Raw genomic sequence first — 25,889 nt, forward strand, 5'->3', positions numbered from 1 at the left:
TAATCAGGAAATTTTTGACATAGGAATTCCTCCGGCCAGGATAACCGCTGATGAAATAAAACATTAAAAGACAATGTGGATCAAGCCCTTATGGGCAGAAATAGTTGATTAGCGACAACAACGAATAGCCGCGTTAAGAGGAGGATACTGAACAGGTTTCATGCTTAATAAATTAGGGATAGCTAGTGACGTCATTTGAACGCAATGTTTAATTATCCGGCAAACATACTGATTAATCTACTAATTCCATAGACTTAATTAAAACAAGCGTATCCGTAAATAATTCTTGCAGAATTAAATTTTTATGTTTTACTTTGTAATTCAAAGTTCTTTTAAAATGCAAGAAAAAGATATTTATTCAGAGCTGAGTTCTATCCGTAACCTGATGGAACGTTCTTCCAAATTCATCTCCCTTAGTGGTTTATCAGGGATTATGGCTGGAATATATTCATTAATCGGTGCATTTGTAGCTTATAAAATAGTCTATAATGCGCAGGGTATTTTGCAATATAGAGACAGTTACATCAGTGAATCACAGATTTTATGGCAATTGACTAGTATTGCTGCTTGTGTTTTAGTGCTTTCTTTAGTGACGGGAATTTGGCTGACTATCCGTCAGGCGCGTAAAAAAGGGGAAAAATTCTGGAACCCGGTAAGTAAACGCTTATTAGTAAACATGACCATCCCCCTGGTAACAGGCGGACTATTTATCCTGATCTTGCTGATCCGCGGTGAATATGCAATTATTTCCTCTGCTTGCTTGATTTTTTATGGTCTCGCCCTTATTGCTGCAAGCCATTACACCTTATCTGATGTAAAATGGCTTGGATTTAGTGAGATTATTCTGGGTTTAGTGGCGGCCCTGGTCCCAGGTTACGGAATTGTTTTCTGGACTATTGGTTTTGGTATCCTGCATATTCTTTATGGTTCAATCATGCACTTTAAATACAATCAGTGAAAATTTCCCTGGAATCTTTCGATAAAGCTTTTGAAAACCGGTTACGCCTGCAAATTATGAGCGTACTGGTTGCTAATGCGTATTACGATTTCAATGCGTTGAAAGAGCTGCTGAATGCAACAGACGGTAATCTTGCCTCCCATCTCAAAGCGTTGGAAAAGGAAGAATACATTACTGTTACCAAAAGTTTCATCGGCCGTAAACCTAATACACAATATGCTGCTTCGGCAAAAGGTATCCTTGCGTTTAAAAAACACCTGGAAGCACTTGAAAATTTAATCAAACAACAAAGGAAATAACCTTTTTTTTATCTATCTACTTTGAATTTCAAAGTACTTTCAAATCATCAATATGAACTATCAACAAGAAAAACAAAACAATGGATTCAGAACTTGGTTCTCGGAATCCGTGATCGTAAAGTTATGTCTTATAGGCGTTTTAACTTTACTCCTGCTCATTCCTTCGAGCCTGGTACAGAATTTAATTGTAGAAAGACAGGCCAGACAACAAGAAGTGAACAATGAAATATCAGATAAGTGGTCCGGGAGTCAATTGGTGGAGGGCCCGATTTTAGTCATTCCTTACAAAACCACAGTTAACCACAAGGACAGCGCAGGAAAGGTGACTATAAAAGAAATGGTAACCAATATCTACATCATGCCCGAGACCTTAAATATTACCGGGAAAGCAGAACCGCAATTGTTGCATCGCGGAATATTTGATGCAGTGGTTTACAATTCAAAGATCAGGGTAAATGGAAAATTCAGTGCGATGGAATTGAGAAAGTCTGGTATTAACCCCGATATGGTTCAATGGGATAAGGCAAAGGTAGCTATTGGGTTAAGCGATCTGAAAGGTTTAAAAAACAATCCGGTTATTAAATTAGCAGGTAAAGATTATGCTGTGGAGCCAGATTTCACTACACTTTCTTTATTTACGAATAACCTGATTATCCAGCCTGATCTGAGTGCTGGTAAAAACACCGCATTGGATTTCAGTTTCGACCTGGATTTAAGAGGTAGTAATGAGCTTAGTTTCCTCCATATTGGAAAGAGCACAACCGTGAAAATTGACGGAAGCTGGGGTAATCCGAAATTTACAGGACGTTACCTTCCGGAACAGCGCAATGTATCGGCTAATGCATTTTCAGCAACCTGGAAAATGCCCTATTTTAACAGACCATTCTCTCAGCAGTGGATTAATGAAAATACAACCCTGGTTAACGTTCCTGCAATCAAAGAAAATCCAATGCAGGAAATTTCAGTACAGTCACCTTTAAAAGATGGCTCTTTTGGTGTCCAGTTCATTCTTCCTGTTGATCAGTATCAAAAGACGATGCGTTCGGGTAAATATTCAATTCTAATTATTATGCTAACTTTCATTTCCCTGTTTTTCACAGAATTGCTGAACAAAAGAAAGGTACATCTTTTACAATATGTGCTGATTGGTGCAGCTATGATTATTTACTATACATTACTGCTCTCATTTAGTGAGCGTGTTGGTTTTAACCTTGCTTACCTGATTGCTTCGGTTGCGACGGTTTCGCTGATTGGAAGTTTTATCGCGGCTTTATTGAAGAACAGGAAACCTGCGATGATATTTGTAGGGATCCTGACTATTTTCTACGGATTTGTTTACGTGATCATCCAATTACAGGACCTGGCTTTGTTATTCGGAAGTGTTGGCTTATTTATTATCGTAGCTGCATTGATGTATTTATCTGCTAAAATAGACTGGAACAGAAATCCTTTGGCAGAGATTTCAGATTCCGAACAAATGGAACATCCGACAACAACTATGGAAACAGGAACAGCAAAGGCCTCACAGGCAGAAATAATACCAACAACAAAACAAGAATAAGATATTCTCCTATAAGTCAGGGATCCCGGAAGGCCAGGTTTCCTGACTTTCCAGGGTTCCTGACTTTTCCGGGTTTTTTAAACTTCTGATTTTTTTAAACTTCAACCCCAATCCATATGTTTAGTTTTAACAAGTATTACTTTGGACTTACTGTTTTATTATTTATGACAGAAGCCTTGATTGCCTTATATGCACATGACCAATTTATCCGCCCCTATGCTGGAGATTTCCTCATTGTGATCTTTCTGTTTTGCCTGGTTAAGGCCTTTGTAAAAGCACCTTCAAATCGGGTAATCGTCAGCGTTTTAACCTTCTCTTATTTGATCGAAGCAACTCAATATTTTAACCTCGTCCATCATCTGGGACTGGATCAGTCAAAAATAGCTCCATTGATTTTAGGCAATCATTTCAGCTGGATAGATATGGTTGCTTATACTTTAGGTGCAATTGTTATTTTTAGTCTGCAATCATCTCCTGAGGCCTCACTCCCAGTACGTTGAAAAACGTATTGCTGAAAGTAGAGACACTATCGTATCCGACTTTGATCGCGGCACTTTTCACATTTTCGCCAGAAACCGATAATAATTCTACCGCCTTAATGATTTTGTATAGCTTGATATAACCGGCGACAGTAATCCCGATATCTTGTTTAAATAATCTTTCCATCGTACGTGCAGAAAGGTTAAATTGAGCAGCAACTTCTGGTATTTTAATATCCTCAGCTACATTTTCAGTCAGATAGTCGATCATACTCGCAATTCTTGGATTTTGTGGAACGGGCAAAACCAGCGGCAAAGAAGTATCAAATGTTAAAGGAAGTATACCAATCAGCGCTTTCAGGAAATCAAATTCCAGTGGGTCTTCCTCTTCAAGTCTTGACCATTGTTCGGTAAAAAGGATCATCTCTCTCAGCACTTTAGGAGTATGAAAGATATTGAGTTCTTTAAAAAAAGGATGATCAGCAGTTTTACTCAAAAAAATACAGCGCAGGTATACCGGGCTTACTGGTGCAGAAGTTTTATGTAAAAGTCCGGGTGGTATCCATGCACAATGGTGTGTTGGCAGCAGGTACGTTCTTTCAGGCGTATGCAGATATTGCACTCCTTTTTCCACGAAAATGAGTTGTCCCATATGATGAGAATGCCACTCGTCAGAGAATTTCCAATCGGCTTCATGCCATACATAGGCTTCCTTTTCAACGCTGTCAACTGTCAGGTGGCAAAATCTTGATCTTTCCATTTGTCGTATTATAACATGCTATTGGCAAATATAGACATTTAAAGACATCCGGCTTTCCCTACTTTTGTCATCAATTAATAAACACAAAATGAATTCAATAAATACAATGCGTATAAAAACAAGCTTACTGATCTTATTATGCTTGTTTAGCGCCTCATTTTTAAAAGCACAAAGTAAAATGAAAGATGAACATTCAACTTTAAAGGTTTTGGTACTGTTCAATACAGTCAATGGTGGGACTTACAAAATGGCTCAGGAAATCGCTGCTGGGATTGAAGATTTTCCAGGCGCAAAAGCAGTATTAAAACAAGTACCCAGAATAAAACCATTAGATAATGAAGCAAAACAGCCCTTCGCTGCCATTCCTTATGCGCATATAAATGAATTACCTGAATATGATGCCATAGCATTCGGGTCTGCTGTCCATTTTGGAAACATGAGTGCTGATATGCGCTATTTCCTGGATCAGTCAGTTAGCATCTGGACTTCGCGCAAGCTGGAAGGAAAACCTTCGACAGTATTTATGTCTGCGGGTAGCGGTGCAGGCAGAGAAGCTGCGATACTTTCTTTCTGGAATACCCTGGCTATCCATGGAATGATAATCGTTCCTACTGGAATTATGGGCACAGCTGAAATAGATAAAACTATTCCTCAGGGAAATACTGCTTTCGGTGCATCCTCCCTCGCAGGTATCCCGAATAGTGTAAGACCTTCGAAAGGGGAATTACATATTGCCAGATTACAAGGTTATGCATTGGCTAAAGCGGCAAAAGGTTATCAATTGACAGGAGGAAATTCTGGTCAGACTGCGATAGTATCAAAAGACGTCGAAAAAGCGAGCATGATAGAAGCTAAATTGAAGGAGCTGAATATCGTTCTGCCAAAAGCACCTGCACCAGTTGGAAATTATAAACCTTACCGTATTTCAGGAAAACAGGTTTTCATTAATCAGATTGCATTAAACAATGGGAAAGTAGATCATCCGGGTTTGATTGAAAAGGAAGTTACTGAAGAACAGGCAAAACTAGCGACCAGGCAAACGCTGTTAAATGTACTGGCAGTTTTAAAAGAAGCAACAGGAGGTGATCTGGATCAGGTTAAGCAAGCAGTACAATTAACTGGTTATTTTTACACTTCAGCTGGTTATACGAAACATGCAGTTTTAATGAATGAAGCTTCTAACCTTTTGGTAAAGATCTTTGGAGAAAAAGGCATGCACACCAGGGCTACTGTTGGTGCATCTTCACTGCCGATGAATTCAGCTGTAGAGATTCAGGCTGTTTTTGAATTAGAGTGATATTTTCCTGTAGCTAAAAAGTGTTACTGATTTGTAAGAATTAGCAATGTGCATTTCTTGCACATTGCTAATTCTTAATTTCATTCTATTTGAAATGTTGTTAAATCCTTAATGCAGTCTCGCAGTCCGTTCCAACCATATCTTCTTATACCGGGCTTTGTATTCCTTCGATAAAAAGGACCTCTCGATTAAATCAAAAACTTCAACCTGCTTACCGGTAAACTTATGTATGATCCTGGTAAAAACTTTCATACTTAATCCAAGTGAACTTGCATCCGTCAAAAAATGGGAAAAGAATACGACTAGTAATAAGGATAAGCGATGAGAGGCAATGTTTGACTTACAGGTTTTGAATCTTTACTTCTTAAATAAACCTCATCATAGATGAAACTATAGCCGTTATCATTCTTCTCAAGAGAGCCGGCAAGCGTCTCATTATAAAATATCTTTGCTTTATTCGTCATGACCCGGCTCTTTATCAATTACGACCACTTGTTTGCCAAACATGTTCAACACATTGTTCACTTTATCAAGCTGAACAGTCGTTTTTCCCCTTTCCAGTTCACGTAAAAATCGTAACCCAACACCAGCTTTAAAAGCCAATTCTTCTTGGGAAAGGCCGTGCTTTTTTCTGGATTCTTTAATAAATGCAATAATTGACTCCATAATAATACCCTTACGGGTATTATTATAGTAACCTTAAGACAAACTATTACGCTCGGGATATTTAATCTCTTTAGCTATTGACCATCACAAGTTTTTTACCACGAGTGTGGTTTCTCTCCATCAAATCATGTGCTTTTCTAACTGTTTCAGCACTTAAATTACCAACCACATTTACATTCGGAACGGTTATTTCATCAGCCGCTATTAATTCCGTAATTATCCGAAGAAATTTATTAGTTTCAATTTCCGCATATACTGCGATATTTAAGATATTGGCTGCTTTGTCGAATAAAATTTCCCGTGTAGTCTGAGTACCAAAAAAGGTAACATCCAGATAATTACCATTTATTTTCAGAACCCGTGCTGTTGTCTCGGAAATTTCTCCGCCTACGAGATCTACCACATGATCAAATTCCTTCCCTTGATTAGCTTTCAATATAAGCTGTTCAAAATCAGGGCTATTGTAGTCTATGATATTGGTCTCTAAAATCCCCAACTCTTTTAATGTATTTATGCTCTCCGGATTTCCTGCCGTAACTACAATATTGTTTATTTTGTAATGTTTGAGCAAAAGAATCAGGAAACGGCCTACCCCTCCTGAGGCCCCATTAATAAAAATACGCTCATCCGCTTTATAATTCATTCTATTGTAACATGACCATGCAGTCATTCCCGATACTGGTATGGAGGCTGCCATCTCAAAATCAATATTCTCAGGCTTATGCACCAGCTCATGGAAAGAAAGTGCTATAAATTCAGCATAGCTGCCATTCGATCCTTTTTGTATGGAGCAGGCAATAACCTGATCACCTATTTTAAAACCTTTCACATCTTGCCCTGCCTGAGCAATAATTCCAGAGAATTCTACGCCCAATATCGAACCGACCATCAGTTCTTTTTCTCTAAGACCTTTTCGCATCTGGTAATCAAGCGGATTAAAAGCCGTAGCCATGATTCGTATCAGCACTTCGTCGCTTTTAATCACAGGCAGGTCAACTTCTGCAAATTCAAAATTATTCACCTCACCAAATTCCTTTAATACTACTGTTTTCATCTTTTTCATCTTTGTTATAAGTATTTTTGTAAAGGTAAATAACCCCTTAAAGCGATTGCTATGCTCACTAAATTGGGAGTTACTCACAAAAAAAGAAGTTCGTATGAGAAAAGAGAATTCATCTAATGCAATAAATAAGGAATTTCTGCACAGATCGTGTAAGGTCAATGAAGCAATGGACTTGATCTCAGGAAGATGGAAAGCACTGATCATTATATTTATAGGAGAGAAAACAAATCGCTTCAGTTTACTCAAAGCTGTATTAGGCAATATTTCTGATCAGACACTAGGTCGTCAACTCAAAGAATTAGAGAACGCAAAATTGATTACCAAAACTATAATTCCAGGGGTACCTGTCAGAGTGGATTATGAGCTTACTGAAAAAGGTGAATTGCTGCTGCCTATATTAGATGCACTGGAAGAATGGAGCATAACTTAAAATTAGTAATTTGCGATCAATTAATACTGGTTGCCAGGCGCGAATAGTTTTTCAAGAAACGGAGTCTCGCCAATGGGCTTTCAGGTAGCCATGAGTGGATTTATATCTGGAAATACCAATAGCTTCATAACTTTTTTCAGCCTGCCTGATTGCCATCTCTTCAGTTTCAGCCATGACAATCAGCCATTTTAGCTCCCCGGCTTTTGTACAGATCCGATCTACATGGAAATTTTTGATCTCCATAAGCTCTGGAGAATGCGCTTTACCTTCAGAAAAATATACCTTAAATAAATTCATAGGCTGAATGAAGCCTGATTTAGTCAGCCTCACTAAGTATAAACGTAAACTAAAATGTTTTATATATCATAGTTTTGTCATTTGGATAATTTTAGCGATTCAGTTCAGTGGCGATATCAGCCAGATTCCTCAATCCTTTATCGAGCTGATCATTCCATGGCATCCCATAGTTCAGACGCATACAATTAGCAAATTGATTTTGTAAAGTAAACAGCCCGCCCGGCGCAATACTAACACCTTTTTTGACAGCCTGATCGTACAACTGAATCGTATCTATTTTTTGATCAAACTCCACCCACAAAACCATCCCTCCCTGCGGTCTGCTCACTTTTGTTCCTTCGGGAAAATAATCATTAATAGCGCGGATGTATTGCAGGCTATTGGTATGCAATGTATTTCTCAGCTTACGCAAATGATGTTCGTAACGCCCTGTTTCCAGGAAGTTTGCAATAACTTCCTGCGTAATATTTGTAGAAGCAATTGCATGAAAAAGTTTCATTCTCAGAATTTCTGACTTAAATTTTCCAGGTGATATCCAACCTACCCGATAACCTGGCGCCAGCGTTTTTGAAATGGAGCTGCACCAGAGTACTAATCCACTTTCATCATAAGTTTTACAGGTGTTAGGACGGTTGGTCCCAAAGTAAATATCTCCATAAATATCATCTTCTATTAAAGGCACATTGTGTTTTTGTATTAGTCTCACAACTTCCTTTTTATTTTCATCAGGCATTAAACTACCTAAGGGATTGCTAAAATTACTTACCAGCAGACACAAGTTAATTTTATTCGCTTCCAGCGCTTTTTTCAAGGCATCTATTTCGATCCCGGTTTGCGGATGTGTAGGTAGTTCCATCACTTTCAGGCCAAGGCTTCTGGCCAATTGTAAAACCCCAAAATATACCGGACTTTCCACTGCAATAGTATCCCCTGGTTTGCCCAGTGCCATCATTGCATAAGAAATAGCATTGATACAACCATTGGTCGTAATGATATTTTCATGGCTCAAGTCTGGTATTGTGAAAGCATGCCGGGCAATTTGCTTTCTTAATTTCTCGTTCCCTTGAATTTCTCCATAAGCAGTACCGCTGCCTTTTAACTCCCGCATGGCCTGGATCATCCCTTTATTTAACTTTGCTATGGGCAGCAGTTCATCGGCCACAACAGCATGAGCCAATGTAATACGCATCGGAGCCGCATTATTGTAAACTTTTTCCAGTAAGTCTTCGATCTGGATCTGACTGGTTTCAGAGTTGGGTTCACTGATTTTTGGTAGTGCTGGAATTCGCTTTAAAGAACCGCTTATATAATACCCTGACTTTGGCCTGGTTTCAATAAGCCCCTTACTTTCTAGCTCGTAGTAGACTTTTATAGCGGTAGTCTGACTTGTTCCATAGCGTTTACAAAATTCACGGAGTGAAGGAAGTTTGTCGCCAATAGCCAGTACATTATTTTTAATCTGCTGTTCTAATGCCTTTGCTATCCGTTGGTACAAATGATCCTTTTGGGCTAATTTATTTTGCATGATCCTCAACTGCTATGCTCAAATATAACAAAACTGCATCTGCATTCATAGTAATATTTACCTTAACTTTGCCTTAATTAATAAAGAAAGTAGTTATACAGAAAATTCATTATGGAAATTACACCTAGCACCACTAAAGACATTGACGCCATATTCGGCCTTTACGACCAGGCAACTGAACATATGAAAAAAGTAGGTCTTTTATTCTGGCAAGGATTTGAAAGATCACTTATTCAGAAAGAAATTGATGAAAACAGGCATTATAAGATCATGGTTGATGGACAACTCGCCTGTACTTTTTGCATTACGCTTAATGATCCGGCCATCTGGAAAGAAAAAGACAAAGATCCATCAGTTTACATCCACCGTATCGCTACAAACCCCTCATTAAGAGGTAATTCATATGTAAAACATATTGTTGCCTGGGCAACTCTATATGCAAAGGAAAATCAACGTTCTTTTGTCAGACTGGATACTGGAAGTGGTAATGATAAATTGAATAATTACTATATCAGCTGTGGCTTTAACTACCTGGGTGTTACACAACTGGATGATGTCAGCAGCTTACCTGCGCATTATAAGCACGGTTCTTTTAGTCTGTTTGAAATTCAACTAAACTAAGCAAGATGAACGATCAGACGAATCTGGAGATCCTGCCTGCGGGTTTGCCTGTTCCTGAGGATGATGGAGCATGTAGTCATCTGTTAGGATTAACTATGCCTGAACTATCGTTGCGCAGTACGCATGGCGAATTAGTAACGCTTTCGGGGATGAAAGGCCGTTTGGTCATTTATTGTTATCCGATGACCGGGCCCGCAGAAGTCCCGCTTCCTGAAGGCTGGGATGCGATTCCGGGTGCCCGGGGTTGTACACCACAAGCCTGTTCCTTCCGCGATCATTATCAGGAATTGAGACAATTGAATACCAAGGTTTATGGAATAAGCACGCAATCAACCACAGATCAGCTGGAGTCAAAAGAAAGGCTGCATCTTCCTTTTGATTTGTTAAGCGATGAAAACCTGGAATTTACAAAAGCTTTAAACCTACCACTTCACCTGGTAGGTAACCTTAAGTATTTGAAACGGGTTACCCTGATCTTTGAGGACGGAATAATCACCAAATATTTTTATCCTGTTTTTCCTCCTGATAAAAATGCAGAAGAGGTATTGGAATATTTAAGATAAGAGTGGATTAATCCACTCTTTAAAACCCTGCCTTTTCCATGAATTCTAAAACTTCTCCATTCGGACTATAAACCAATGAATTACGTACCGTAATAGCTGGATTGCCCAAATGCAGCACCATCGGTTCAAGACAAGCTGTTGCTCCACCTGCAATAGCTATTTCATAGGCTTTTTTTGAATCCTTAACGGTCAGGCAAATATGCAGTAAAGCCGTTTGAACGAATTCTTCCTTTGCTAGTTTTTTCCTTCCCTGCGCGGGAATATCAGCTTGGTTATCATAGATTTCAAGATAACTTAAGCCATCAGGCGATTTGAGCATCGCCGCCTGTTTAAGTTTAAACTCTGGTAATGACCAGGTGTGACCAATGGTATATCCCATGACTTCGGTGTAAAACTGAACAGTCTGTTCAAAATTTTCTGCTCTGATTGCAATATGGTGTAAGCCTGTCAGGCCGATATCATCTTTTAGTGTTGCCATAATTTAAGAATTTATCTTCAAATTTACAGCCGGAAGCGCTTATAGTAATGAACTTACAAAATTGTAAGCGATCAGGTTTCCTGTTCATCAAATGAGAAAAATTACTTCGACCAATTATATCAATGCACAAAAATTACATGGGTTATGCGATGCAGCGTATACTTTATCGCAACTAAGTGGCCGGTGGAAACTTACATTACTGGTAAAATTGCGCGAAGGTAGTAAGCGATTTTCTGAGCTTAAAGGAGAGCTCCCTGCTATAACTGAGCGTGTATTGGCGCTACAATTAAAAGAACTGGAAAAAAGCGGATTGATTCTTAAGCAGGAATCTATATTGAAAAAAAAACTATATACCTATGAATTATCACCATTGGGGAAATCAATGGATCAGGTAATCCAATCACTTTCAGATTGGGGTAAAATCAATAATTTACAGGCGGAATTGTAAGGTTGTCCTGATTGCAAAGTTTGAAGGCTCTAATCCAGGCTCACTTAAATGTTCCTTTTGAGTAAGGCGATGTAAGAAATCAATGCGGATAATCTTAAAGATATTTTCTACGCCATAACCTACCTCTACGTATGGCACATTATTTAAACTCCGGTTCAAATTGGTACGCCCTCTTAAAAAGGCTTCATTGTTTTTATCGGATAAACTGCCTTGCAATACATTTAGAACGGCAACAGTACGCACATTTAAGGATTTCAACAATGGGATACTATTGGTAATCAGTCCTTCCATGTGTTGCGTATAATTCAATGAGATGAACCTGTCACTTGTAAATTCCATAAAGCGCATTGTATTGAAGCTGTAACGGTGATTTTCAAGTAACGGATAAGGGATTGCACTTGGAATATATCCTGCGGTCAGCGAATAATCCCCTATTCCCAAAATACCCATACGTGGTCGCTGACTAATGTTAAAATAGAATTTGTTGTAGTCGAAATCTCCACATAAAGCTTTGGTTCCCCTAATATATCTGAAGGTTAATATCGGGTTACTGTTTCCATTCCCAATAATTAATCTTTTGTTGATTTTAGAAGATTCCAGTAAACGTCTTCCTGGTGTCCATTGTACTTCTGAGGTAATTTCAGAAACCTCATACCGGTTATAAGTCCGCTGGTCTGTCTGGTCATGGTAATGAAAATTAAATAAGGGGTCAAAAGTACGGTGAGCTAAAGTCAGTTTACCTCTTATGGTCGGTGTAATATCAGTTTGAATGTAAGCCTGACTTATATTTTGAGTAAATGGCCCTCTTCTGATCACTCTGCCATTGCGGATAGAAGCCATAAATACATTATTCGTTTTATTAATGAAATTCTCAAATTGATAACCTGTCTGACCGATATCATGCTGAAAGGAAACACCCGCTTGTACCCATGGTTTACGAGAAAAAATATAATCGACAGCAGCTTTATATTTAAAGCGTTCATCTCTGAATCCATAACTTAAAAAACCACTTAGAATTAATTTATCACTAAAATTAGTATTGGTAGTTGCCCCTATTCTAAGTACATTTCCTTCCAAATCGTTATAGCTGTAAGTGTAAGGATAAGGGCCGAAACTTATTTTACCGACTTTATAATAGCCGTTGATTAACATCCCAGCTATATCCGCATAGGTTTTCACCAAAGGCAGGTTTTTAACGGTATCTATCATTTTATAGACTGCCTTATCCGCAGCCGTAAGGGAGTCTGCCCGGTTTTTTATCCAGTACTGATCATCTTTCTTATTGACATCTTTACTCATCACCAGGCTCTCTTTAAAATCAGAAGCCGGATAGTTTTTATTGACTTCAATATTTTTATTGGATAAATAGAATTTGGCAATAAAACCAGATAATTTCTTTTGTGTAGTCCCTACGTTGACGACAATACGGGTTTGTCCCGGTAACCATGCTGTGGTTCCTTCTGCTTTTACCATCGCCTGCTGTATCCTGATTTTGTTTAAAAAATTCAGGTTCGCATCTTTTGAAACTTTACAATCAATCTGGAATAAGGCGAAGCTATCTCTTGTAATCCACATCACCCCTTCAAAAGCCAGATCATGTGATCTTTTCGGCTTGAATTCAATTTTATAGCATTCTCTGCCATTTATTTTATCATAAGCATCAATCAACTCATAATTATAATGCGTTTTCCAGTTGTCACTAGTAGGCGAGATGAAATCTTTGTTGGCGAGTTTTAGAAAGTTATTGTAAAAGTTATACTGCAAAAATGTAGAGCCAACTAATTGAGAAATCAGTGTTTCATCTTCTATTCCTACCCCGCTTACTTTGGTGCGCAGCACATTTTCGGTCTTGCGTTCCGGGCTGGTAGTATACTTATAATCAGAAACAGTTTCGGACATAAATATGGGTAAAATAGGTGTCCCTTCTTCCCCGGCAATCTTTTGCAGATTCTCCATCAAGGGCAAAACCTGTTTAATCACCTTATTTTTCTTCATCTTCTCACTGATATTAGTGACTGATATTTCAATACGGTTATAGCTTTGATATTGATAACTTTTCAGATACTTCTGATCATTGATGGGTTTGTTTTTAACCAGGTTATCCATGATTTCCCAGGCTGGGTTCACATAAGTTTTAGGGCTGATTGTAACCCCATTTAAAATGCGTCCATTAACCGCTAATTGAAAATCAACTATAGTATGCGGAGCTTTAGGCAACAGTTTTTTGCCGGGCAAATAGCTGACATAGGCCGTATAGATAGAGTCGTTAGCAATATCATGAGGAATAGCTAAATGATATAATCCATCGAAATCGGAAGCAGTGCCCTTAATTGTTCCATTTTTAAGCTTTACAAAGATAGTGGCATAGGGTATTGCCTCACCGGTTTGTCCATCAGTTATTTTTCCGGTTATGACCACCGGTTGTTGCGCATATATAGTGTTGATGGCTAAAACAGTCACCATTAATGCAAGGATTACAATGCATAGTTGTTGTTTTTTGCCAGGAAAATGAAATAAAAATAAGGTGAGTTCTTTAACCTGCATAGTAATAAATTGTTAAAGCTGAGATCTGCGTTTTAATTCTTGTAGATTGTAATCACAATGTAAAAACTATTTACATAATGTCAATGCATAAAAAAATTGAATCATTAAATAATTTGGGACTGTGCTAATAAACCTTTAGAAAAGGCAGGCTGATTACAGTGATATGGAATTCATTAATTAGTATTAAGATGAGCGTCAAATGGTTAGGCGTTCTGAAACAAACCTGTTACAAATATAGTATTTGAAAGATCGGTTTAGCATGAAAAGCCATTTGTTAATACAGATTTAACAAATTTTAACTAAAACCACTTGTTAATGATAGTTTGGATTGGTATTCACTAAGTTTTCCATTTCTCCCATTGCGTTCTGGTAATTTTAAACCAATCATGTTCATGCCCTTCTAAATCAAACTTCTCCAGATCATGCATCCCTATTTTTTCCAGCACCATTCTTGAACTTACATTGCCAGAATCTGCCATGGCATAAATTTCATGTAGTTTTAATTCATTAAAACCAAAGTCAAGAGAAGCTTGGGCAGCTTCTGTAGCATAACCTTTGCCCCAATATCTCTGAATAAACCGATAACCTACTTCATAGTAGTTACTATGGTTATTATAGCTTCCAGTTACATATTTTAATCCTGCCCAACCTATAAATTCATTTGTGTCTTTTTTGAGCACCGCAAGCCGCCCAGTTCCATTATCAATGTATTGCTTTCTGATAAACTCAATAACTTCCTCCGCCTGTTTAATATCATTAAATGGTTTTTCATCCAAATACTGAAGAACTAAAGGGTCAGTATATAGTTCATACATACGATCAGTATCAGACCGTACGAACTCCCGTAAAACTAAACGACTGGTTTCAGCCAATATATTCATGTTATATTTCGCACCTTTAAGTTAATATATTTTTCATCCTTAAGTTAATGTATTTTCGAATCACACAGCCATTTCCCAAAAAATGACTGTGTGATTTGATTGAGCTACTTCAGCTTAAACTTATCTCCAGGTCCGTAAACGCTAAATCTTAAATTCTCAAAAGTAATCAGATGGTTTTCCCGGACCTTCATCTTTTCAGGATCAGCTACCCGGATTACCTGACTCACCCCGGCTACAGTAATGTTCTTACCTTGTACGATGATGGCTGTTCCTTCGTCAATTCCAATACAATCATACCCCGGATAAGCAGTAATTGCAGATAAAAGACGATTATAACGACTGCGTTTTATAAAATGCTGATCGATAATTACGGAATCCAATAAACCCATTCCACTTTCAAACTCGATATTGTCTGCTCTGAATTTATTGAAGGTTTCCCTATAATTGGTATCCAGTAACTGGTTTCCTGTAATCATATGTTTGCTCATCACTGCAGCCCCGGCACTGGTGCCTGCAATAGTCGCTCCGTTTTGATAGGCTTTATGAATTGCACCATAAACCGGAGTATTTAGAACTACTTTCATGAAACGGCTCTGATCTCCACCGGTAATAAAAACCAGTCTTGCCCCTGCCAGAGAATCAAGCCAGGACTGATCACGCACTTTCTCTGCGGCAAAGTTGAAACTGTAAATATTGTTTTTAGCTGCTGCTGACAACTGGCTTTTAATTGCTTCAAATGAGGCTTCCGGTTCGGCTGTGGCCATAGGTAAGACTACGATATAATCATTCGGTCTGAGGTTAGCTGTTTTAATCAGCGTGCTGATGAGTTCAGGAGAACGGTCACCGCCTCCTATAATAAACAAGCTTCCTTTTGGTAAAACCGGAACTCCTGGCTTGGTTTTATATTGCGCAAATGATAAATTCACCACAAATAATAAACCCAGGAAAATTAAATGATGAATACGCAGGTGATTTTTATAGGTCATTATCCTCGTTATTTATAAATTAACACTTCAATCTTACCATTTTCTGTAACCGTTCCTCTATACATCCCTTCGGTGTTGAAAGGCATGCTCACATTACCTTTTGCATCCAGGGCAATCAGGCCACCATCACCGCCCATTTTCCCTACTTTGTCCAATGCCGCACGGGAAGCATCTGCTACAGACATATTTTTATACTCCATCATGGCCGAAATATCATGAGCCACTACATTGCGAATATAGAATTCACCCCATCCTGTACATGAAATACCAGCTGTTGCATTATTTGCATAAGTTCCTGCACCAATAATTGGAGAATCACCCACACGACCATATTTTTTGTTTGTCATTCCGCCTGTAGAAGTACCTGCTGCCAGATTTCCATTCTTATCTAAAGCAACCGCGCCTACAGTACCAAATTTATAATCACGATTAAGGGTTCCTAATTTCATTGATTTTTTATTGCCATGGTCTAAAACAGACTTGGTAGAGTCCTCTTTTATCGCTTGTTGTAAGCCGTCCCAACGCTCTTTAGTATAAAAATATTCAGGATCAACGATTTCAATTCCAGCTTGTTTCGCAAATGATTCTGCACCAGGACCAACCATCATCACGTGTTCGGATTTCTCCATTACTGCCCTTGCCGCCGAGATAGGGTTTTTAATTGTAGTTACTCCTGCTACAGCTCCTGCCATCATTGTTTTTCCATCCATAATTGCAGCGTCCATTTCATTTTTCCCGTCATGGGTAAATACAGCACCTTTTCCAGCATTAAATAATGGAGAATCTTCCATAATATGAATGGTAGCCTCTACCGCATCTAAACTGGTCTTCCCAGATTTCAATACCTCATATCCTGTCTGTAATGCTTTGGTTAATGCAGCAATATAAGCTGCTTCTTTTTCAGGGCTCATATTTTTCCTGGTAATTGTTCCTGCTCCTCCATGGATAACCATTACATATTTTTCTTGTCCATAAGCCAGGTTAGCTGCAAAACAGCACAGCAGGACAGCTATTATTTTTAAGTTCTTATTCATCATTTTGGTTCTTTTATTTTGGTTAAAGGTGATTTGAAATATAATAACAATTCTTGAGTGGAGAAAAATTTAAGATCTCCACTCAAAGACTTATTAGTAGTTAGGATTTTGCACAGTATTTTTATTAACGGAAATTTCCAATGCCGGTAACGGAAGTGAATATTGTGCTTTTGAAGGCAGCAATTTAATGGCTCCAGAGGTATTTATGGCATCTTCGGGTAATCTCTCTACGGGTAGGTTTCTGCGTTTCAAATCAAAGAAACGATGACCTTCAAAAGCTAATTCTTTAAAGCGTTCGGTATAAATTGCGAGAATCAAATCATCTTTACCAGCAAAATTTACTGCGGTATAGTCTTTTATTCTGGCAGCGCGCAAAGTATTCAGATCTCCGGTTGCATTACCTGTACTTTCTGCTTCGGCTTCGGCCCTGATTAAATACATCTCCCCTGTGCGAAACATTTTCAAATCTGCCAACCCTGGTGAAAGCGCTGTACCTGCATATTTGTTAACCAGGTATTGAGATTTCTTCAACCCTCTTGTGTTATCAAATTTGATATAGGCTTGATAACGGATATCATTTTCGTGATCAAAAGAATTGATCAATTTAAAGGAAGGTGCATATAAAACTATACTTCCGGTTTGACGAAAGAACAGTTCACCTGTCCTTGTTTCATCCGGCATCCTTTTTAGCTTCCATATCACCTCATCATCTGCAGCATCAGTCCATATGCCCGGAAATTGTTCTGCTGTGGCCAGCGGCATTGAATTGATTACTTCAGTAGAATAGGTTATTGCTTCTGCCCAGTTTTTCTCATATAATGCCAGTCTTGCCTGTATTGCTGAAACCGCAATTCTGGTAACTCTTGTTTTATCATCAAAAGATAAAGGGATCAATGATCTGGCTGCTAAAAGATCGGCTTTAGCGGCAGCTACCACTACTTCAAACGCATCTCTTGCCGGGTAGCTGATTACTGAGGTTTTCATATAAGGAACTCCAAGAGCTCCGTTCTGATAGGCTGAACCATACATTCTGAGTAATTCGAAGTGACAAAAAGCTCTTAAGGCAAGCAATTCTCCACGATACTGGTCTGCAGTTGTCTTCTCACTACTAGTGAGCTTATCCAAACCCGCCAAAACTCTGTTTATCCTGTCTATTGCAACATAATAGTCATTGTAAGAACCAGTAACAGATCCATTATCAGCAGTATAAAGCCACCGGTGAGCATCTGTATTACTTACTGTATTTTCTGTGGGCAGCATCACTTCGTCAGAAATGATAGCATTCACGCCTATCAAAGTATAATTGAGTTGTGCATAAACTCCAATCAGTCCTAAATTGACATCATTCAGGTTTCGGTAAGCCTTTTCAGCATCTATAGTATCTGTAGGCTTTAAATCCAATTTGGTGCAGGAAGAAAAGAACATGAACAGAGAGAGTATCAGGGTATATTTTATGGGATTAATCATGGCTGTAATTTTAAAAGTTAACACTAATTCCTGCGGTATATGTTCTTGCATTTGGATACTGGAAAAGCCCCGCAACACCATTATTTTCAGGATCCAGTCCTCTCCATTTGGTCCAGGTTACTAAATTCTGTCCTTGTACAAAAACCTTTAAGTTGCTGAACACCTTGATTTTTTCCAGTAGCGTTTTAGGTAAAGTATAACTGATATTTACATTTCTTAACCTCAGAAACGAAGCATCCTGGATATCTTTTGAAGTAAAATTTCTCGGGATATCAAAACGCTGCAAGGTTTTCACATCACCAGGCTTCATCCAGCGGTCATCCAGCATTCTGATAGACTGGTTACTGGTTGCATAGCGCTGATTCTCATTGTAAAAATCTTCATTGTTCCAACGGGAAACGCCAGATACAAAAGAGAACAATGCACTTGCGGTAATTCCTTTCCAGCTTAAACTAGTGTTAAAACCTCCTGTGAATGAAGGAAATAAACTCCCGGATTTCGCAACACTCTGTGTATTGGAATTATAAGTTGTCGTAATGCTTCCATCCAGATTATAGTATTGTGCTTCACCAGTCTGTGGATTCACACCTGCCCATTGCGGTGCATAATAAGATCCATACGGCAATCCAACTTGTAAGATTCTCGTATCCCCATCAGGGTAAGAATCCGCAACGTCGGTTACATGGAGTACTACGTTTTTATTGTAGCCAGCATTTACACCAACAGTCCAGGTAAAATCTCTGGTTTTTATAATATCTCCACTCAAATCAAACTCGACACCCCTGTTTCTCATCTTTCCAGTACTCAAACTCAGCAGTGGAAAACCGGCGGTTGCTGATGGTGGCTGGTCAATGAACATATTATTGGTGATCTTGTTATAGTAATCTGCTGACAACCGTAATCGCTGACTTTTAAATAAAGCCAGCTCAAAACCTGTATTGAATTCATTCACATATTCCCAGTCAAAGTTGGGATTACCAGCAGAAATCGGGCTAACTCCTGGTTTTCCTCCATAAGTTACATTTGCGCCATAAGCCGGCAGATATAAGAAGTCCCCGGTTCCAAAAGGGCTCGCTGAAGTACCATAACTGATTCTGAAACTCAACGCTGAAATAAACGTACTGTTTTTCAGGAAATCTTCATTCTTAGCATTCCAGTTAGCGCCTATGGAATAAAAGCCGTGCCACTTGTTTTGTGGAGCAACTTTCGTTGACCCATCATAACGGTAACTCCCGGTCAGGGTATATTTACTATCATAAGTATACCTGGCCACACTCATAAAGGACGCTAAAGCGCTGCTTGTTTTTGAACCACCTACATTAGGCAGATAATCTACGCTATTGGTAATTCCAGCGGGTGTTTCGGGTAATCGTCCGTCTAATCCAAAGCCAGTAAAACCAAAAGAGTTGTAATTGTTATAGACGTATTCATAAAAAGCAGAAGCTTCAAAATCATGTTTTCCATTGAAGGTTTTAGCATAAGTCAAACCTGTTGTAGAGATGATATTGAAATTCCTTCTGGTGCCTTCATCAAATCTGCCTTTTCCACCCAGCGTATTGGTGTTATCGGTTGATCCGTAGTAAGAATCCGGATTGATATAAGCCTGATCGGTTGAATTTCTATAGTCTATACCCGCTCTGGTCGTAATCTTCAGTTCTGGTAGGATTTGATAGGCTAAAGCCACACCAATGATAGATTTTAACTGATCGGTTTTGCTGGAAGAATTAAATAAACGTTCTAATGCCTGGCTGCCTTCCCGCTGATCTGCAATAAAATACTGATCCTGGTTACCTGGATGAATCAAAGTACCGTCTGGTGCATAAGGGTTTTCATAAGGAAGCGCATAATAAACTGCAGACATCGCTGTACCACCCCTGCTGCTCCCTTCTCCTTCAGTAAAACTCTGGTTAGAATAGCCAATATTCAGGTTTACATTTCCCGAAAATTTATCCGATTTAAAATCAAGATTACTTTTCAGTGCATATCTTTCCAGCCCTGTACGTTTAGCAACCCCATCCTGTTTATAATAATTCAGCGAGTTATAAAAACGTACATTCTCATTTCCACCGCTCACACTCACTTGTTGTTCCTGGAATTTGCTTTGCTGATAGAATTCATCCCTCCAGTCAATATTGATATTTCTGATACTATCTAAAATATGATCTGCACCTTGTCTGAAAGCTGGAGTCCCGGAAATATAATCAGGGTTTTTAGGAGAATAAGTCCATCCCGGACCAAGGTCTCTCCCAAAGTCAAGGCCTGCACCTTCTTCAAATGATAAGCGCTGAGCGGTATTCATCATGGTGAATTTAGGGTCCGTTAGTTTAGAAAAACCATATTGTGAAGTATACTGTACTTGTATTTTACCTGCTTTTCCTTTTTTAGTAGTGATCACAATAACACCATTGGATCCTCTTGATCCATAGAGTGCTTTGGCAGAGGCATCTTTTAATACGGTCACATTCTCAATGTCAGCTGAATTGATAGTTTGGAAGAAACTTGCCTCAATTGGCGTTCCATCCATGATATACAATGGCGCAGAAGATCCGTTTACGCTTCCAACTCCACGGATGACCACCGCAGCACTTTGCCCTGGTTGTCCTGAACTGGAAATTACACTCATTCCTGCTACTCTCCCCTGTAAAATCTGGTCAAAGGTCAGCCCTGCTACATCGTTAATTTTCTCTGCAGTAACTAAAGTTGCCGCACTTGCAGATTGGGTACGTTTATAGTTTGTATAGCCTGTAACTACAACTTCCTGTAAATTACGGTTATCACTTTTCAAGATTACGTTGATTGGATTTACGCTGGCCGAAAGTGTCTGTTTAATATAGCCTACGTAAGAAAATTCAAGGATCGCAGCTGCATCAGGTACACGGATTGAATAATTTCCTTTCGAATCTGTTGTAGTCGCTACGGTTGATCCGCTTAATTTAACGGATACACCAGGTAAAGGTAGTCCTGCCTCATCTTCCACACGACCAGAAATCACCAGATCATTTTGTGTTTTTACCGCCGGATAAATAACCACAAGATTGTTTTCTTTCAGCATATAGGTAAGCCTGGTTTCCTTTAAAATAGACTTCATCGCTTCGTCGAGCGAAACCATATGGAGATTTAATGAGGCTTTTTCTTCTTTTGACAAGGTCTGGTCACTATAAACGAACCGGTAATCTGTTTGCTGTTCAATCGTTTTCAGCAGATTTCTAATGCTGATATGATCTGCATTAATGGTTATTTTCTGTTGTGCAAAGCCTGTGGCCGAGACCTGCATGCACATCATCAGTAAAATGAAGCCTGTAAGTTTGGTGAACAGCAAGGTCCTGCTGTTAATCAAATACTTACCGGCTCTTTCTAAGAGTAAGGTTTTTCTCATATTGGTTAGTTTTAGGTGTTTGATATATTTGTGTAGGTGGTTAGGTTTTATTGGTGGTTACAGGTTCTGTTGATGGTTACAGGTTCTGTTGGTGATTGCAGGTTTTGCTGGTGATTGCAGGTTTTATTTACTCAGGATAATTCTGTTTTGTTCCGCTTTAAATGCAAATGGATAGGCCATTTGCAGCGCCTCGAGAGTTTTCATAATACTCTCATTTTCAAAGACTCCGGAATAGCGGTAATTCTCAACTTCCGGATCAGCTATGTAGATTTCGATACCATACCAGTTCTGTAATTTCTTTGCAATTGCAGCCAGTGTTTCATTGTCAATACGCATCGGGTGATGAATCCATTGGATTTCTTCAGATTTATTGCCTGGCGTATTGCGCTCAAGAGCAGAAACTTTAAAGATATTTTTAAGATTTTCGTCTTGATGAGCAGAGGTACTATGAAATGATAGTTTTTCATCAGGTTTCAGCAATACCCGGTATCCGGGATATCTTTTCGATTCAACTTGTACACTGCCATGAATCAAAGAGGTTTCGATCAGACCCGAATTTGGATAGGCTTTGACATTAAAACTCGTTCCCAATACTTTAATATCATTAAAAGGAGTATGTACAATAAATGGATGTTTTGCATCATGTTTGACTTCAAAGAAAGCTTCGCCTTTAAGCCAAAGCTCTCTTTTTGCGGGATTGAAGTTTTCAGCCAGTTTGATTTCACTGTTTTGATGAAGGGTAATGACTGTTCCATCTATCAGAATCACCGTTTTTCTAACAGAACGGCCAGAAGAGAAAATTGAGGCCGTAAGCGGGTGTTCAGCCTTGAATTTTTTTGAAACTGAGTAGTTTTGCTGAATAAAATAAAGAGAAACCAGGATAATTACTGCCGCGGCAGCAAAGCTGATGTATTTATAAAAACTAGTTTTTAAAATGATACTTTTAACTGTTCTGGTCTCATCGGTATTTATAATGCTGCTATCCGGAACTGTATTCAATAATTGTGCGAATATTTCCTGTTGTCTGAATCCGTTTTTTAATGCTTTAACTTGTTCAAGTCTGCTTCCTTGTTTAATAGTCAAAATATTCACCAGATTTTTCGCCTGCTTTATGTCCGCTGCTCTTTCAGGGATATTATTTATCCACTCTTCCCATAAAATATGATTTTCCAGACTTGTTCCCAGACAATATTGCTGAAAGGAGTCATTACAAACCAATTCTTCTATTAAAAAACCATTATCAGGAAGCTTCATATATCCGTTTTATCTTATAGACGGAAAAATGACATAATTTTCCTAAGAGAAATGCAGATTTATTTTCAAAAAGAATCAGTTTTCTTTATTTAAGGATCTTCCTCAGTATTTTTATCGCATCATAAATGGTATTGTAGGCAGTCTTTATGGTTTGAGAAGTCCGCTCTGCGATCTGTTCATAGCTTAATCCTTCAAAGAATTTAAGCTGAATCAATTCTGATTGTCTCGGCGTAAGTTGTGCGATAGCAACTCGTAATTTATTTTTGAGTTCTTCATCCTGTTGTATGCCAATCATGATCTCTTCGTAGGATAACTCGTTTGCCGCCTCCCCTTTTCCCATTTTATTAACTGCCAGATTGGTACGGTCAATATAAGCCAGCTGGTCCAGCATACATCTTCTGAGAGAGGTCATGAGATAAGATTTTACGTTTTCAACCGGATTAAGCCGCGTTCTTTTGTCCCATAGATTAAGAAATACCTGATTAACGCAATCTTTGACCAGTTCATCGTCAGGATTAATCTTTAAGCCAAAGCGGATGAGATGGAAATACAGATTATTATATAACCCAAACAAGGCGTTCTTGTCCCCAAGCAGCATTTGTTCCCAATAATTCTTATCCTGTTCTGTGGGTAGCATAAATCGAACTGAATATATGCATTTATGATTAAATAAATTTTCGCGGTTTGAATTTCGCAATTAATGGGTTGAATTGTGCAAACTCCTGCCAAGGTATCCGAGGTACATTTGTCTTACAAAAAGACACAAATTATGAAAAATCAAAAAGTGTGGTTCGTGACCGGGGCTTCCAAAGGGTTAGGACTTACGTTAATTAAACAATTATTAGCACAGGGAAACCGGGTAGCTGCAACTTCCAGAAGTATCGAAGAGTTAAATGAAGGTGTAGGTGCTACGGCATCTGAAAACTACCTGCCACTGAGCGTTGACCTTAGAGTTGAGCAAAGTGTTGAACAGGCGGTAGAAAAAGCAATCAGCCAATTTGGCCGCATTGACTTTGTAGTGAACAATGCAGGATACGGCCTTGCAGGTAGCCTTGAAGAATTGAGTGATGAAGAAGCAAGAGGAAATTTTGACATCAATGTATTTGGTTCCTTAAATGTGATCCGTAAAGTAATGCCGCATTTACGTGCGCAACAATCGGGACATATTTTTAATATCTCTTCTATTGGTGGTTTTACAGGTTATTTCCCTGGATTCGGAATTTACTGCGCTACAAAATTTGCAGTACAAGGTTTCACAGAAGCATTAGCTGCAGAAGTTAAATCATTCGGGATCCATGCAACGATTGTTTCTCCAGGATATTTCCGCACCAATTTTCTTTCTACAGGTTCTTTAAATGTACCTAAGCAGCAGATTGAAGCTTATAAAGAGGTTCGTGAAAGTCAGAATCAGCATCAGCACCTTATTGATGGTAACCAGGCAGGAGATCCTGAAAAAGCAGCTGCTGCAATTATTAAAGTAGCAACTGAAGAAAATCCTCCGCTTCATTTATTTTTAGGACAGGATGCTTATGACCTGGCTTATGCAAAAATGGATGCCGTAAAAGGAGATCTTGAAAATCTAAAGGAGATGATTACTTCAACCGGCTTCTAATGGCTTCGGTTATAAATCTGGCCCTCCCGTCAATTCTGGCTGTTTGGCGGGAGTATCAGATTGCAATAGATAAATGCCTGGATCAATTTGAAGATTACTTCATTTTTTCATCCAGGCGATCTAACCTGAATTTCGCAATCAGGAAGTTTAAAAATGGCTCAGTAAATGCAGAACGTACTTTTTCTATCAATGTACCGCATACAAATAATAATACAGCGATTATAAACAGGGTGACGTATACACTTCCGATCGCATAAGTTGTTGCAATCCGGTTCAGATTATCAGTTAGAAAATCGGCCGATCTGGGATGTTCATGAATCAGATAAATAGCTAATACCGAAGAAGAAAAGAAAGAAATCCTGCTATAAGATATTTTGAGACTCTTAAATAAGAAGAAGAAAGAAATGGCAGAGATAAGCACGAGCGGGTTATTGTAGAAAAATGCACGCCAGGCCAGACCTATACTCAGATATTTCATACTGGTAAAAAACATCCCAAAGATCAGAAGTGAACAAATCACATATACCGTAAGATAGAAGAGTTTTCCTTTTCTGAAGTCGATATAAAGGCCGAAAGCCTGTCCATAAAAGTAAATGCAGATAAAGCTGAATAAAGAATATCCATTCAATACGCCTAATGAATCAGGATTAAGTGTAAAACCGATGATAAAGTTAATGAGCGTTAACACGCCTAAAATGTATAAAAACTGATATTTAGATAAGTGCTTACTAGCCAGGTTAAGAAAAGGACTTAATAGGTATAGGAAGAAATAGGTGGTGATAAACCACCACTGGCCATTGGGAACAGAGAGTAATCCGTTCAGTATAGTATCAAAAGACAGACTTTCTCCGTTAAATAAACCAAATACAATATCAATTCCAATACTATAGGTAACTGCTTGTATAAATAGGCTGAGTATTGTTTTTACCCTGAATTTTATTCCATAATAACCAGAGATAAATATAAAACAGTTGACTGTCATAATCAGAAAACTATCAATGAACAGGCCCTGCAAGGCGTCCTGATTGATATGTATGCTTTCTGAAGTATATAAAAGATGAAGTCCTCTCCCCCGCATCAAAAAGTGATGACAAACAATCATAATCATCAGCACTATCCTCAACAATTCGACATTGAGCTCTCTGGGTTGCTTCACCTTGGTATTCATTTCCGGCCCGCCATTATTTAGCGGCGAACCCAAAGATATTGATTTTTAAGACCTGCTTTGGTATTTTCATTCTACGAGGCAGCAATTTTAAAAAAGTCCTGAGCTTTAAGGAGCACTGATGT

The 25,889-nt window shown here is 38.7% G+C and carries 26 protein-coding genes; 10 read left to right on the forward strand and 16 right to left on the reverse strand.

The genetic code is table 11. The features are described 5' to 3' along the window. Positions 1-337 precede the first annotated feature (337 nt). The 4 genes from ABIB30_RS08700 to ABIB30_RS08715 all read left to right on the forward strand — a co-directional run bounded on the left by ABIB30_RS08700 (position 338) and on the right by ABIB30_RS08715 (position 3,318). Entirely contained in the window at positions 338-958 is a 621-nt protein-coding gene (locus ABIB30_RS08700) for a hypothetical protein (protein ID WP_354301114.1), read from the forward strand. Then, entirely contained in the window at positions 955-1,257 is a 303-nt protein-coding gene (locus tag ABIB30_RS08705; protein WP_354301116.1) for a winged helix-turn-helix domain-containing protein, read from the forward strand. Before ABIB30_RS08700 ends, ABIB30_RS08705 begins: the two co-directional genes overlap by 4 nt. Positions 1,258-1,309: 52 nt before the next feature. Beyond that, positions 1,310-2,818, forward strand: a complete 1,509-nt coding sequence (gene creD / locus ABIB30_RS08710) for a cell envelope integrity protein CreD (protein WP_354301118.1) — start codon at positions 1,310-1,312, stop codon at positions 2,816-2,818. A gap of 116 nt (positions 2,819-2,934) precedes the next feature. After that, positions 2,935-3,318: a ribosomal maturation YjgA family protein gene (locus tag ABIB30_RS08715; RefSeq protein WP_354301120.1), complete on the forward strand. Its 384-nt coding sequence runs from the start codon at positions 2,935-2,937 to the stop codon at positions 3,316-3,318. Here ABIB30_RS08715 and ABIB30_RS08720 read toward each other — a convergent pair. Then, positions 3,275-4,057 (reverse strand): AraC family transcriptional regulator, encoded by a 783-nt coding sequence (locus tag ABIB30_RS08720; RefSeq protein WP_354301122.1) that lies wholly within the window; start codon positions 4,055-4,057, stop codon positions 3,275-3,277. The genes ABIB30_RS08715 and ABIB30_RS08720 overlap by 44 nt on opposite strands. Positions 4,058-4,145: 88 nt before the next feature. Between ABIB30_RS08720 and wrbA the strand changes: the two genes are divergently transcribed. Next, positions 4,146-5,354 (forward strand): NAD(P)H:quinone oxidoreductase, encoded by a 1,209-nt coding sequence (gene wrbA / locus ABIB30_RS08725; RefSeq protein WP_354301124.1) that lies wholly within the window; start codon positions 4,146-4,148, stop codon positions 5,352-5,354. Positions 5,355-5,656: 302 nt separating this feature from the next. Here the strand turns inward: wrbA and ABIB30_RS08730 are convergent, their stop codons facing one another. The 3 genes from ABIB30_RS08730 to ABIB30_RS08740 form a co-directional block, all read right to left on the reverse strand. After that, positions 5,657-5,818 (reverse strand): HipA N-terminal domain-containing protein, encoded by a 162-nt coding sequence (locus ABIB30_RS08730; RefSeq protein ID WP_354301126.1) that lies wholly within the window; start codon positions 5,816-5,818, stop codon positions 5,657-5,659. Further along, complete coding sequence (locus ABIB30_RS08735; protein ID WP_354301128.1) at positions 5,808-6,020, reverse strand: helix-turn-helix domain-containing protein; 213 nt, start codon at positions 6,018-6,020, stop codon at positions 5,808-5,810. The genes ABIB30_RS08730 and ABIB30_RS08735 overlap by 11 nt, the downstream gene beginning before the upstream one ends. Positions 6,021-6,090: 70 nt before the next feature. Further along, positions 6,091-7,074, reverse strand: coding sequence for a quinone oxidoreductase family protein (locus ABIB30_RS08740; RefSeq protein ID WP_354301130.1), 984 nt, complete (start codon positions 7,072-7,074; stop codon positions 6,091-6,093). 103 nt (positions 7,075-7,177) lie between these two features. Here ABIB30_RS08740 and ABIB30_RS08745 point away from each other — a divergent pair, with 103 nt between their 5' ends. Continuing rightward, positions 7,178-7,513, forward strand: coding sequence for a winged helix-turn-helix transcriptional regulator (locus tag ABIB30_RS08745; RefSeq protein ID WP_354301132.1), 336 nt, complete (start codon positions 7,178-7,180; stop codon positions 7,511-7,513). Between the two features lie 51 nt (positions 7,514-7,564). On the opposite strand, the gene ABIB30_RS08750 is transcribed toward ABIB30_RS08745, so the two are convergent. Continuing rightward, a complete protein-coding gene (locus ABIB30_RS08750) occupies positions 7,565-7,810 on the reverse strand; it encodes a hypothetical protein (RefSeq protein ID WP_354301134.1) in 246 nt (81 codons plus the stop codon). 91 nt (positions 7,811-7,901) lie between these two features. After that, positions 7,902-9,335, reverse strand: a complete 1,434-nt coding sequence (locus ABIB30_RS08755) for an aminotransferase-like domain-containing protein (RefSeq protein WP_354301136.1) — start codon at positions 9,333-9,335, stop codon at positions 7,902-7,904. Between the two features lie 111 nt (positions 9,336-9,446). On the opposite strand from ABIB30_RS08755, the gene ABIB30_RS08760 reads away from it, so the two are divergent. Continuing rightward, on the forward strand, positions 9,447-9,956 hold the full coding sequence (locus ABIB30_RS08760; protein ID WP_354301138.1) for a GNAT family N-acetyltransferase: 510 nt from the start codon (positions 9,447-9,449) through the stop codon (positions 9,954-9,956). A gap of 5 nt (positions 9,957-9,961) precedes the next feature. Next, positions 9,962-10,519 carry a peroxiredoxin gene (locus ABIB30_RS08765; RefSeq protein WP_354301140.1) on the forward strand — a complete coding sequence of 186 codons (558 nt, stop codon included), beginning with the start codon at positions 9,962-9,964 and terminating at the stop codon, positions 10,517-10,519. 19 nt (positions 10,520-10,538) lie between these two features. On the opposite strand, the gene ABIB30_RS08770 is transcribed toward ABIB30_RS08765, so the two are convergent. Further along, on the reverse strand, positions 10,539-10,997 hold the full coding sequence (locus ABIB30_RS08770; RefSeq protein WP_354301143.1) for a VOC family protein: 459 nt from the start codon (positions 10,995-10,997) through the stop codon (positions 10,539-10,541). Between the two features lie 91 nt (positions 10,998-11,088). On the opposite strand from ABIB30_RS08770, the gene ABIB30_RS08775 reads away from it, so the two are divergent. Further along, positions 11,089-11,445 (forward strand): winged helix-turn-helix transcriptional regulator, encoded by a 357-nt coding sequence (locus tag ABIB30_RS08775; protein ID WP_354301145.1) that lies wholly within the window; start codon positions 11,089-11,091, stop codon positions 11,443-11,445. On the opposite strand, the gene ABIB30_RS08780 is transcribed toward ABIB30_RS08775, so the two are convergent. The 8 genes from ABIB30_RS08780 to ABIB30_RS08815 all read right to left on the reverse strand — a co-directional run bounded on the left by ABIB30_RS08780 (position 11,428) and on the right by ABIB30_RS08815 (position 23,624). After that, the gene (locus ABIB30_RS08780; protein ID WP_354301146.1) at positions 11,428-13,989 is read right to left on the reverse strand and encodes a DUF5686 family protein; all 2,562 of its coding nucleotides are present in this window, start codon (positions 13,987-13,989) and stop codon (positions 11,428-11,430) included. The two genes, ABIB30_RS08775 and ABIB30_RS08780, sit on opposite strands and share 18 nt — an antisense overlap. A 338-nt stretch (positions 13,990-14,327) precedes the next feature. Then, the gene (locus ABIB30_RS08785; RefSeq protein ID WP_354301148.1) at positions 14,328-14,870 is read right to left on the reverse strand and encodes a GNAT family N-acetyltransferase; all 543 of its coding nucleotides are present in this window, start codon (positions 14,868-14,870) and stop codon (positions 14,328-14,330) included. Between the two features lie 104 nt (positions 14,871-14,974). Further along, entirely contained in the window at positions 14,975-15,856 is an 882-nt protein-coding gene (locus ABIB30_RS08790; protein WP_354301150.1) for a cyanophycinase, read from the reverse strand. Positions 15,857-15,864: 8 nt separating this feature from the next. Beyond that, positions 15,865-16,893, reverse strand: coding sequence for an isoaspartyl peptidase/L-asparaginase family protein (locus ABIB30_RS08795; protein WP_354301152.1), 1,029 nt, complete (start codon positions 16,891-16,893; stop codon positions 15,865-15,867). Positions 16,894-16,983: 90 nt separating this feature from the next. Continuing rightward, a complete protein-coding gene (locus ABIB30_RS08800; protein WP_354301154.1) occupies positions 16,984-18,357 on the reverse strand; it encodes a RagB/SusD family nutrient uptake outer membrane protein in 1,374 nt (457 codons plus the stop codon). A 10-nt stretch (positions 18,358-18,367) separates the two neighbouring features. Continuing rightward, positions 18,368-21,733, reverse strand: a complete 3,366-nt coding sequence (locus tag ABIB30_RS08805; RefSeq protein ID WP_354301156.1) for a TonB-dependent receptor — start codon at positions 21,731-21,733, stop codon at positions 18,368-18,370. A gap of 123 nt (positions 21,734-21,856) precedes the next feature. Beyond that, positions 21,857-22,987 (reverse strand): FecR family protein, encoded by a 1,131-nt coding sequence (locus ABIB30_RS08810; RefSeq protein WP_354301158.1) that lies wholly within the window; start codon positions 22,985-22,987, stop codon positions 21,857-21,859. Between the two features lie 85 nt (positions 22,988-23,072). Then, the gene (locus ABIB30_RS08815; RefSeq protein ID WP_354301159.1) at positions 23,073-23,624 is read right to left on the reverse strand and encodes an RNA polymerase sigma factor; all 552 of its coding nucleotides are present in this window, start codon (positions 23,622-23,624) and stop codon (positions 23,073-23,075) included. Positions 23,625-23,756: 132 nt separating this feature from the next. On the opposite strand from ABIB30_RS08815, the gene ABIB30_RS08820 reads away from it, so the two are divergent. Then, positions 23,757-24,599, forward strand: coding sequence for an SDR family NAD(P)-dependent oxidoreductase (locus ABIB30_RS08820; protein ID WP_354301161.1), 843 nt, complete (start codon positions 23,757-23,759; stop codon positions 24,597-24,599). A 94-nt stretch (positions 24,600-24,693) separates the two neighbouring features. Here the strand turns inward: ABIB30_RS08820 and ABIB30_RS08825 are convergent, their stop codons facing one another. After that, entirely contained in the window at positions 24,694-25,800 is a 1,107-nt protein-coding gene (locus ABIB30_RS08825; RefSeq protein WP_354301163.1) for an acyltransferase, read from the reverse strand. Positions 25,801-25,889 lie beyond the last annotated feature (89 nt).

It is taken from the genome of Pedobacter sp. UYP1 (assembly GCF_040547305.1).
Lineage (GTDB): Bacteria > Bacteroidota > Bacteroidia > Sphingobacteriales > Sphingobacteriaceae > Pedobacter.

Coding starts and splice junctions, on each gene's coding strand:
- wrbA (WP_354301124.1), top strand. CDS start 4,146: ATGAATTCAATAAATACAATGCGTATAAAAACAAGCTTACTGATCTTA.
- ABIB30_RS08760 (WP_354301138.1), top strand. CDS start 9,447: ATGGAAATTACACCTAGCACCACTAAAGACATTGACGCCATATTCGGC.
- ABIB30_RS08730 (WP_354301126.1), bottom strand. CDS start 5,818: ATGACGAATAAAGCAAAGATATTTTATAATGAGACGCTTGCCGGCTCT.
- ABIB30_RS08770 (WP_354301143.1), bottom strand. CDS start 10,997: ATGGCAACACTAAAAGATGATATCGGCCTGACAGGCTTACACCATATT.
- ABIB30_RS08775 (WP_354301145.1), top strand. CDS start 11,089: ATGAGAAAAATTACTTCGACCAATTATATCAATGCACAAAAATTACAT.
- ABIB30_RS08765 (WP_354301140.1), top strand. CDS start 9,962: ATGAACGATCAGACGAATCTGGAGATCCTGCCTGCGGGTTTGCCTGTT.
- ABIB30_RS08790 (WP_354301150.1), bottom strand. CDS start 15,856: ATGACCTATAAAAATCACCTGCGTATTCATCATTTAATTTTCCTGGGT.
- ABIB30_RS08745 (WP_354301132.1), top strand. CDS start 7,178: ATGAGAAAAGAGAATTCATCTAATGCAATAAATAAGGAATTTCTGCAC.
- ABIB30_RS08715 (WP_354301120.1), top strand. CDS start 2,935: ATGTTTAGTTTTAACAAGTATTACTTTGGACTTACTGTTTTATTATTT.
- ABIB30_RS08720 (WP_354301122.1), bottom strand. CDS start 4,057: ATGGAAAGATCAAGATTTTGCCACCTGACAGTTGACAGCGTTGAAAAG.
- ABIB30_RS08755 (WP_354301136.1), bottom strand. CDS start 9,335: ATGCAAAATAAATTAGCCCAAAAGGATCATTTGTACCAACGGATAGCA.
- ABIB30_RS08750 (WP_354301134.1), bottom strand. CDS start 7,810: ATGAATTTATTTAAGGTATATTTTTCTGAAGGTAAAGCGCATTCTCCA.
- ABIB30_RS08780 (WP_354301146.1), bottom strand. CDS start 13,989: ATGCAGGTTAAAGAACTCACCTTATTTTTATTTCATTTTCCTGGCAAA.
- ABIB30_RS08800 (WP_354301154.1), bottom strand. CDS start 18,357: ATGATTAATCCCATAAAATATACCCTGATACTCTCTCTGTTCATGTTC.
- ABIB30_RS08740 (WP_354301130.1), bottom strand. CDS start 7,074: ATGAAAACAGTAGTATTAAAGGAATTTGGTGAGGTGAATAATTTTGAA.
- ABIB30_RS08815 (WP_354301159.1), bottom strand. CDS start 23,624: ATGCTACCCACAGAACAGGATAAGAATTATTGGGAACAAATGCTGCTT.
- ABIB30_RS08795 (WP_354301152.1), bottom strand. CDS start 16,893: ATGATGAATAAGAACTTAAAAATAATAGCTGTCCTGCTGTGCTGTTTT.
- ABIB30_RS08805 (WP_354301156.1), bottom strand. CDS start 21,733: ATGAGAAAAACCTTACTCTTAGAAAGAGCCGGTAAGTATTTGATTAAC.
- ABIB30_RS08735 (WP_354301128.1), bottom strand. CDS start 6,020: ATGGAGTCAATTATTGCATTTATTAAAGAATCCAGAAAAAAGCACGGC.
- ABIB30_RS08785 (WP_354301148.1), bottom strand. CDS start 14,870: ATGAATATATTGGCTGAAACCAGTCGTTTAGTTTTACGGGAGTTCGTA.
- creD (WP_354301118.1), top strand. CDS start 1,310: ATGAACTATCAACAAGAAAAACAAAACAATGGATTCAGAACTTGGTTC.
- ABIB30_RS08700 (WP_354301114.1), top strand. CDS start 338: ATGCAAGAAAAAGATATTTATTCAGAGCTGAGTTCTATCCGTAACCTG.
- ABIB30_RS08820 (WP_354301161.1), top strand. CDS start 23,757: ATGAAAAATCAAAAAGTGTGGTTCGTGACCGGGGCTTCCAAAGGGTTA.
- ABIB30_RS08810 (WP_354301158.1), bottom strand. CDS start 22,987: ATGAAGCTTCCTGATAATGGTTTTTTAATAGAAGAATTGGTTTGTAAT.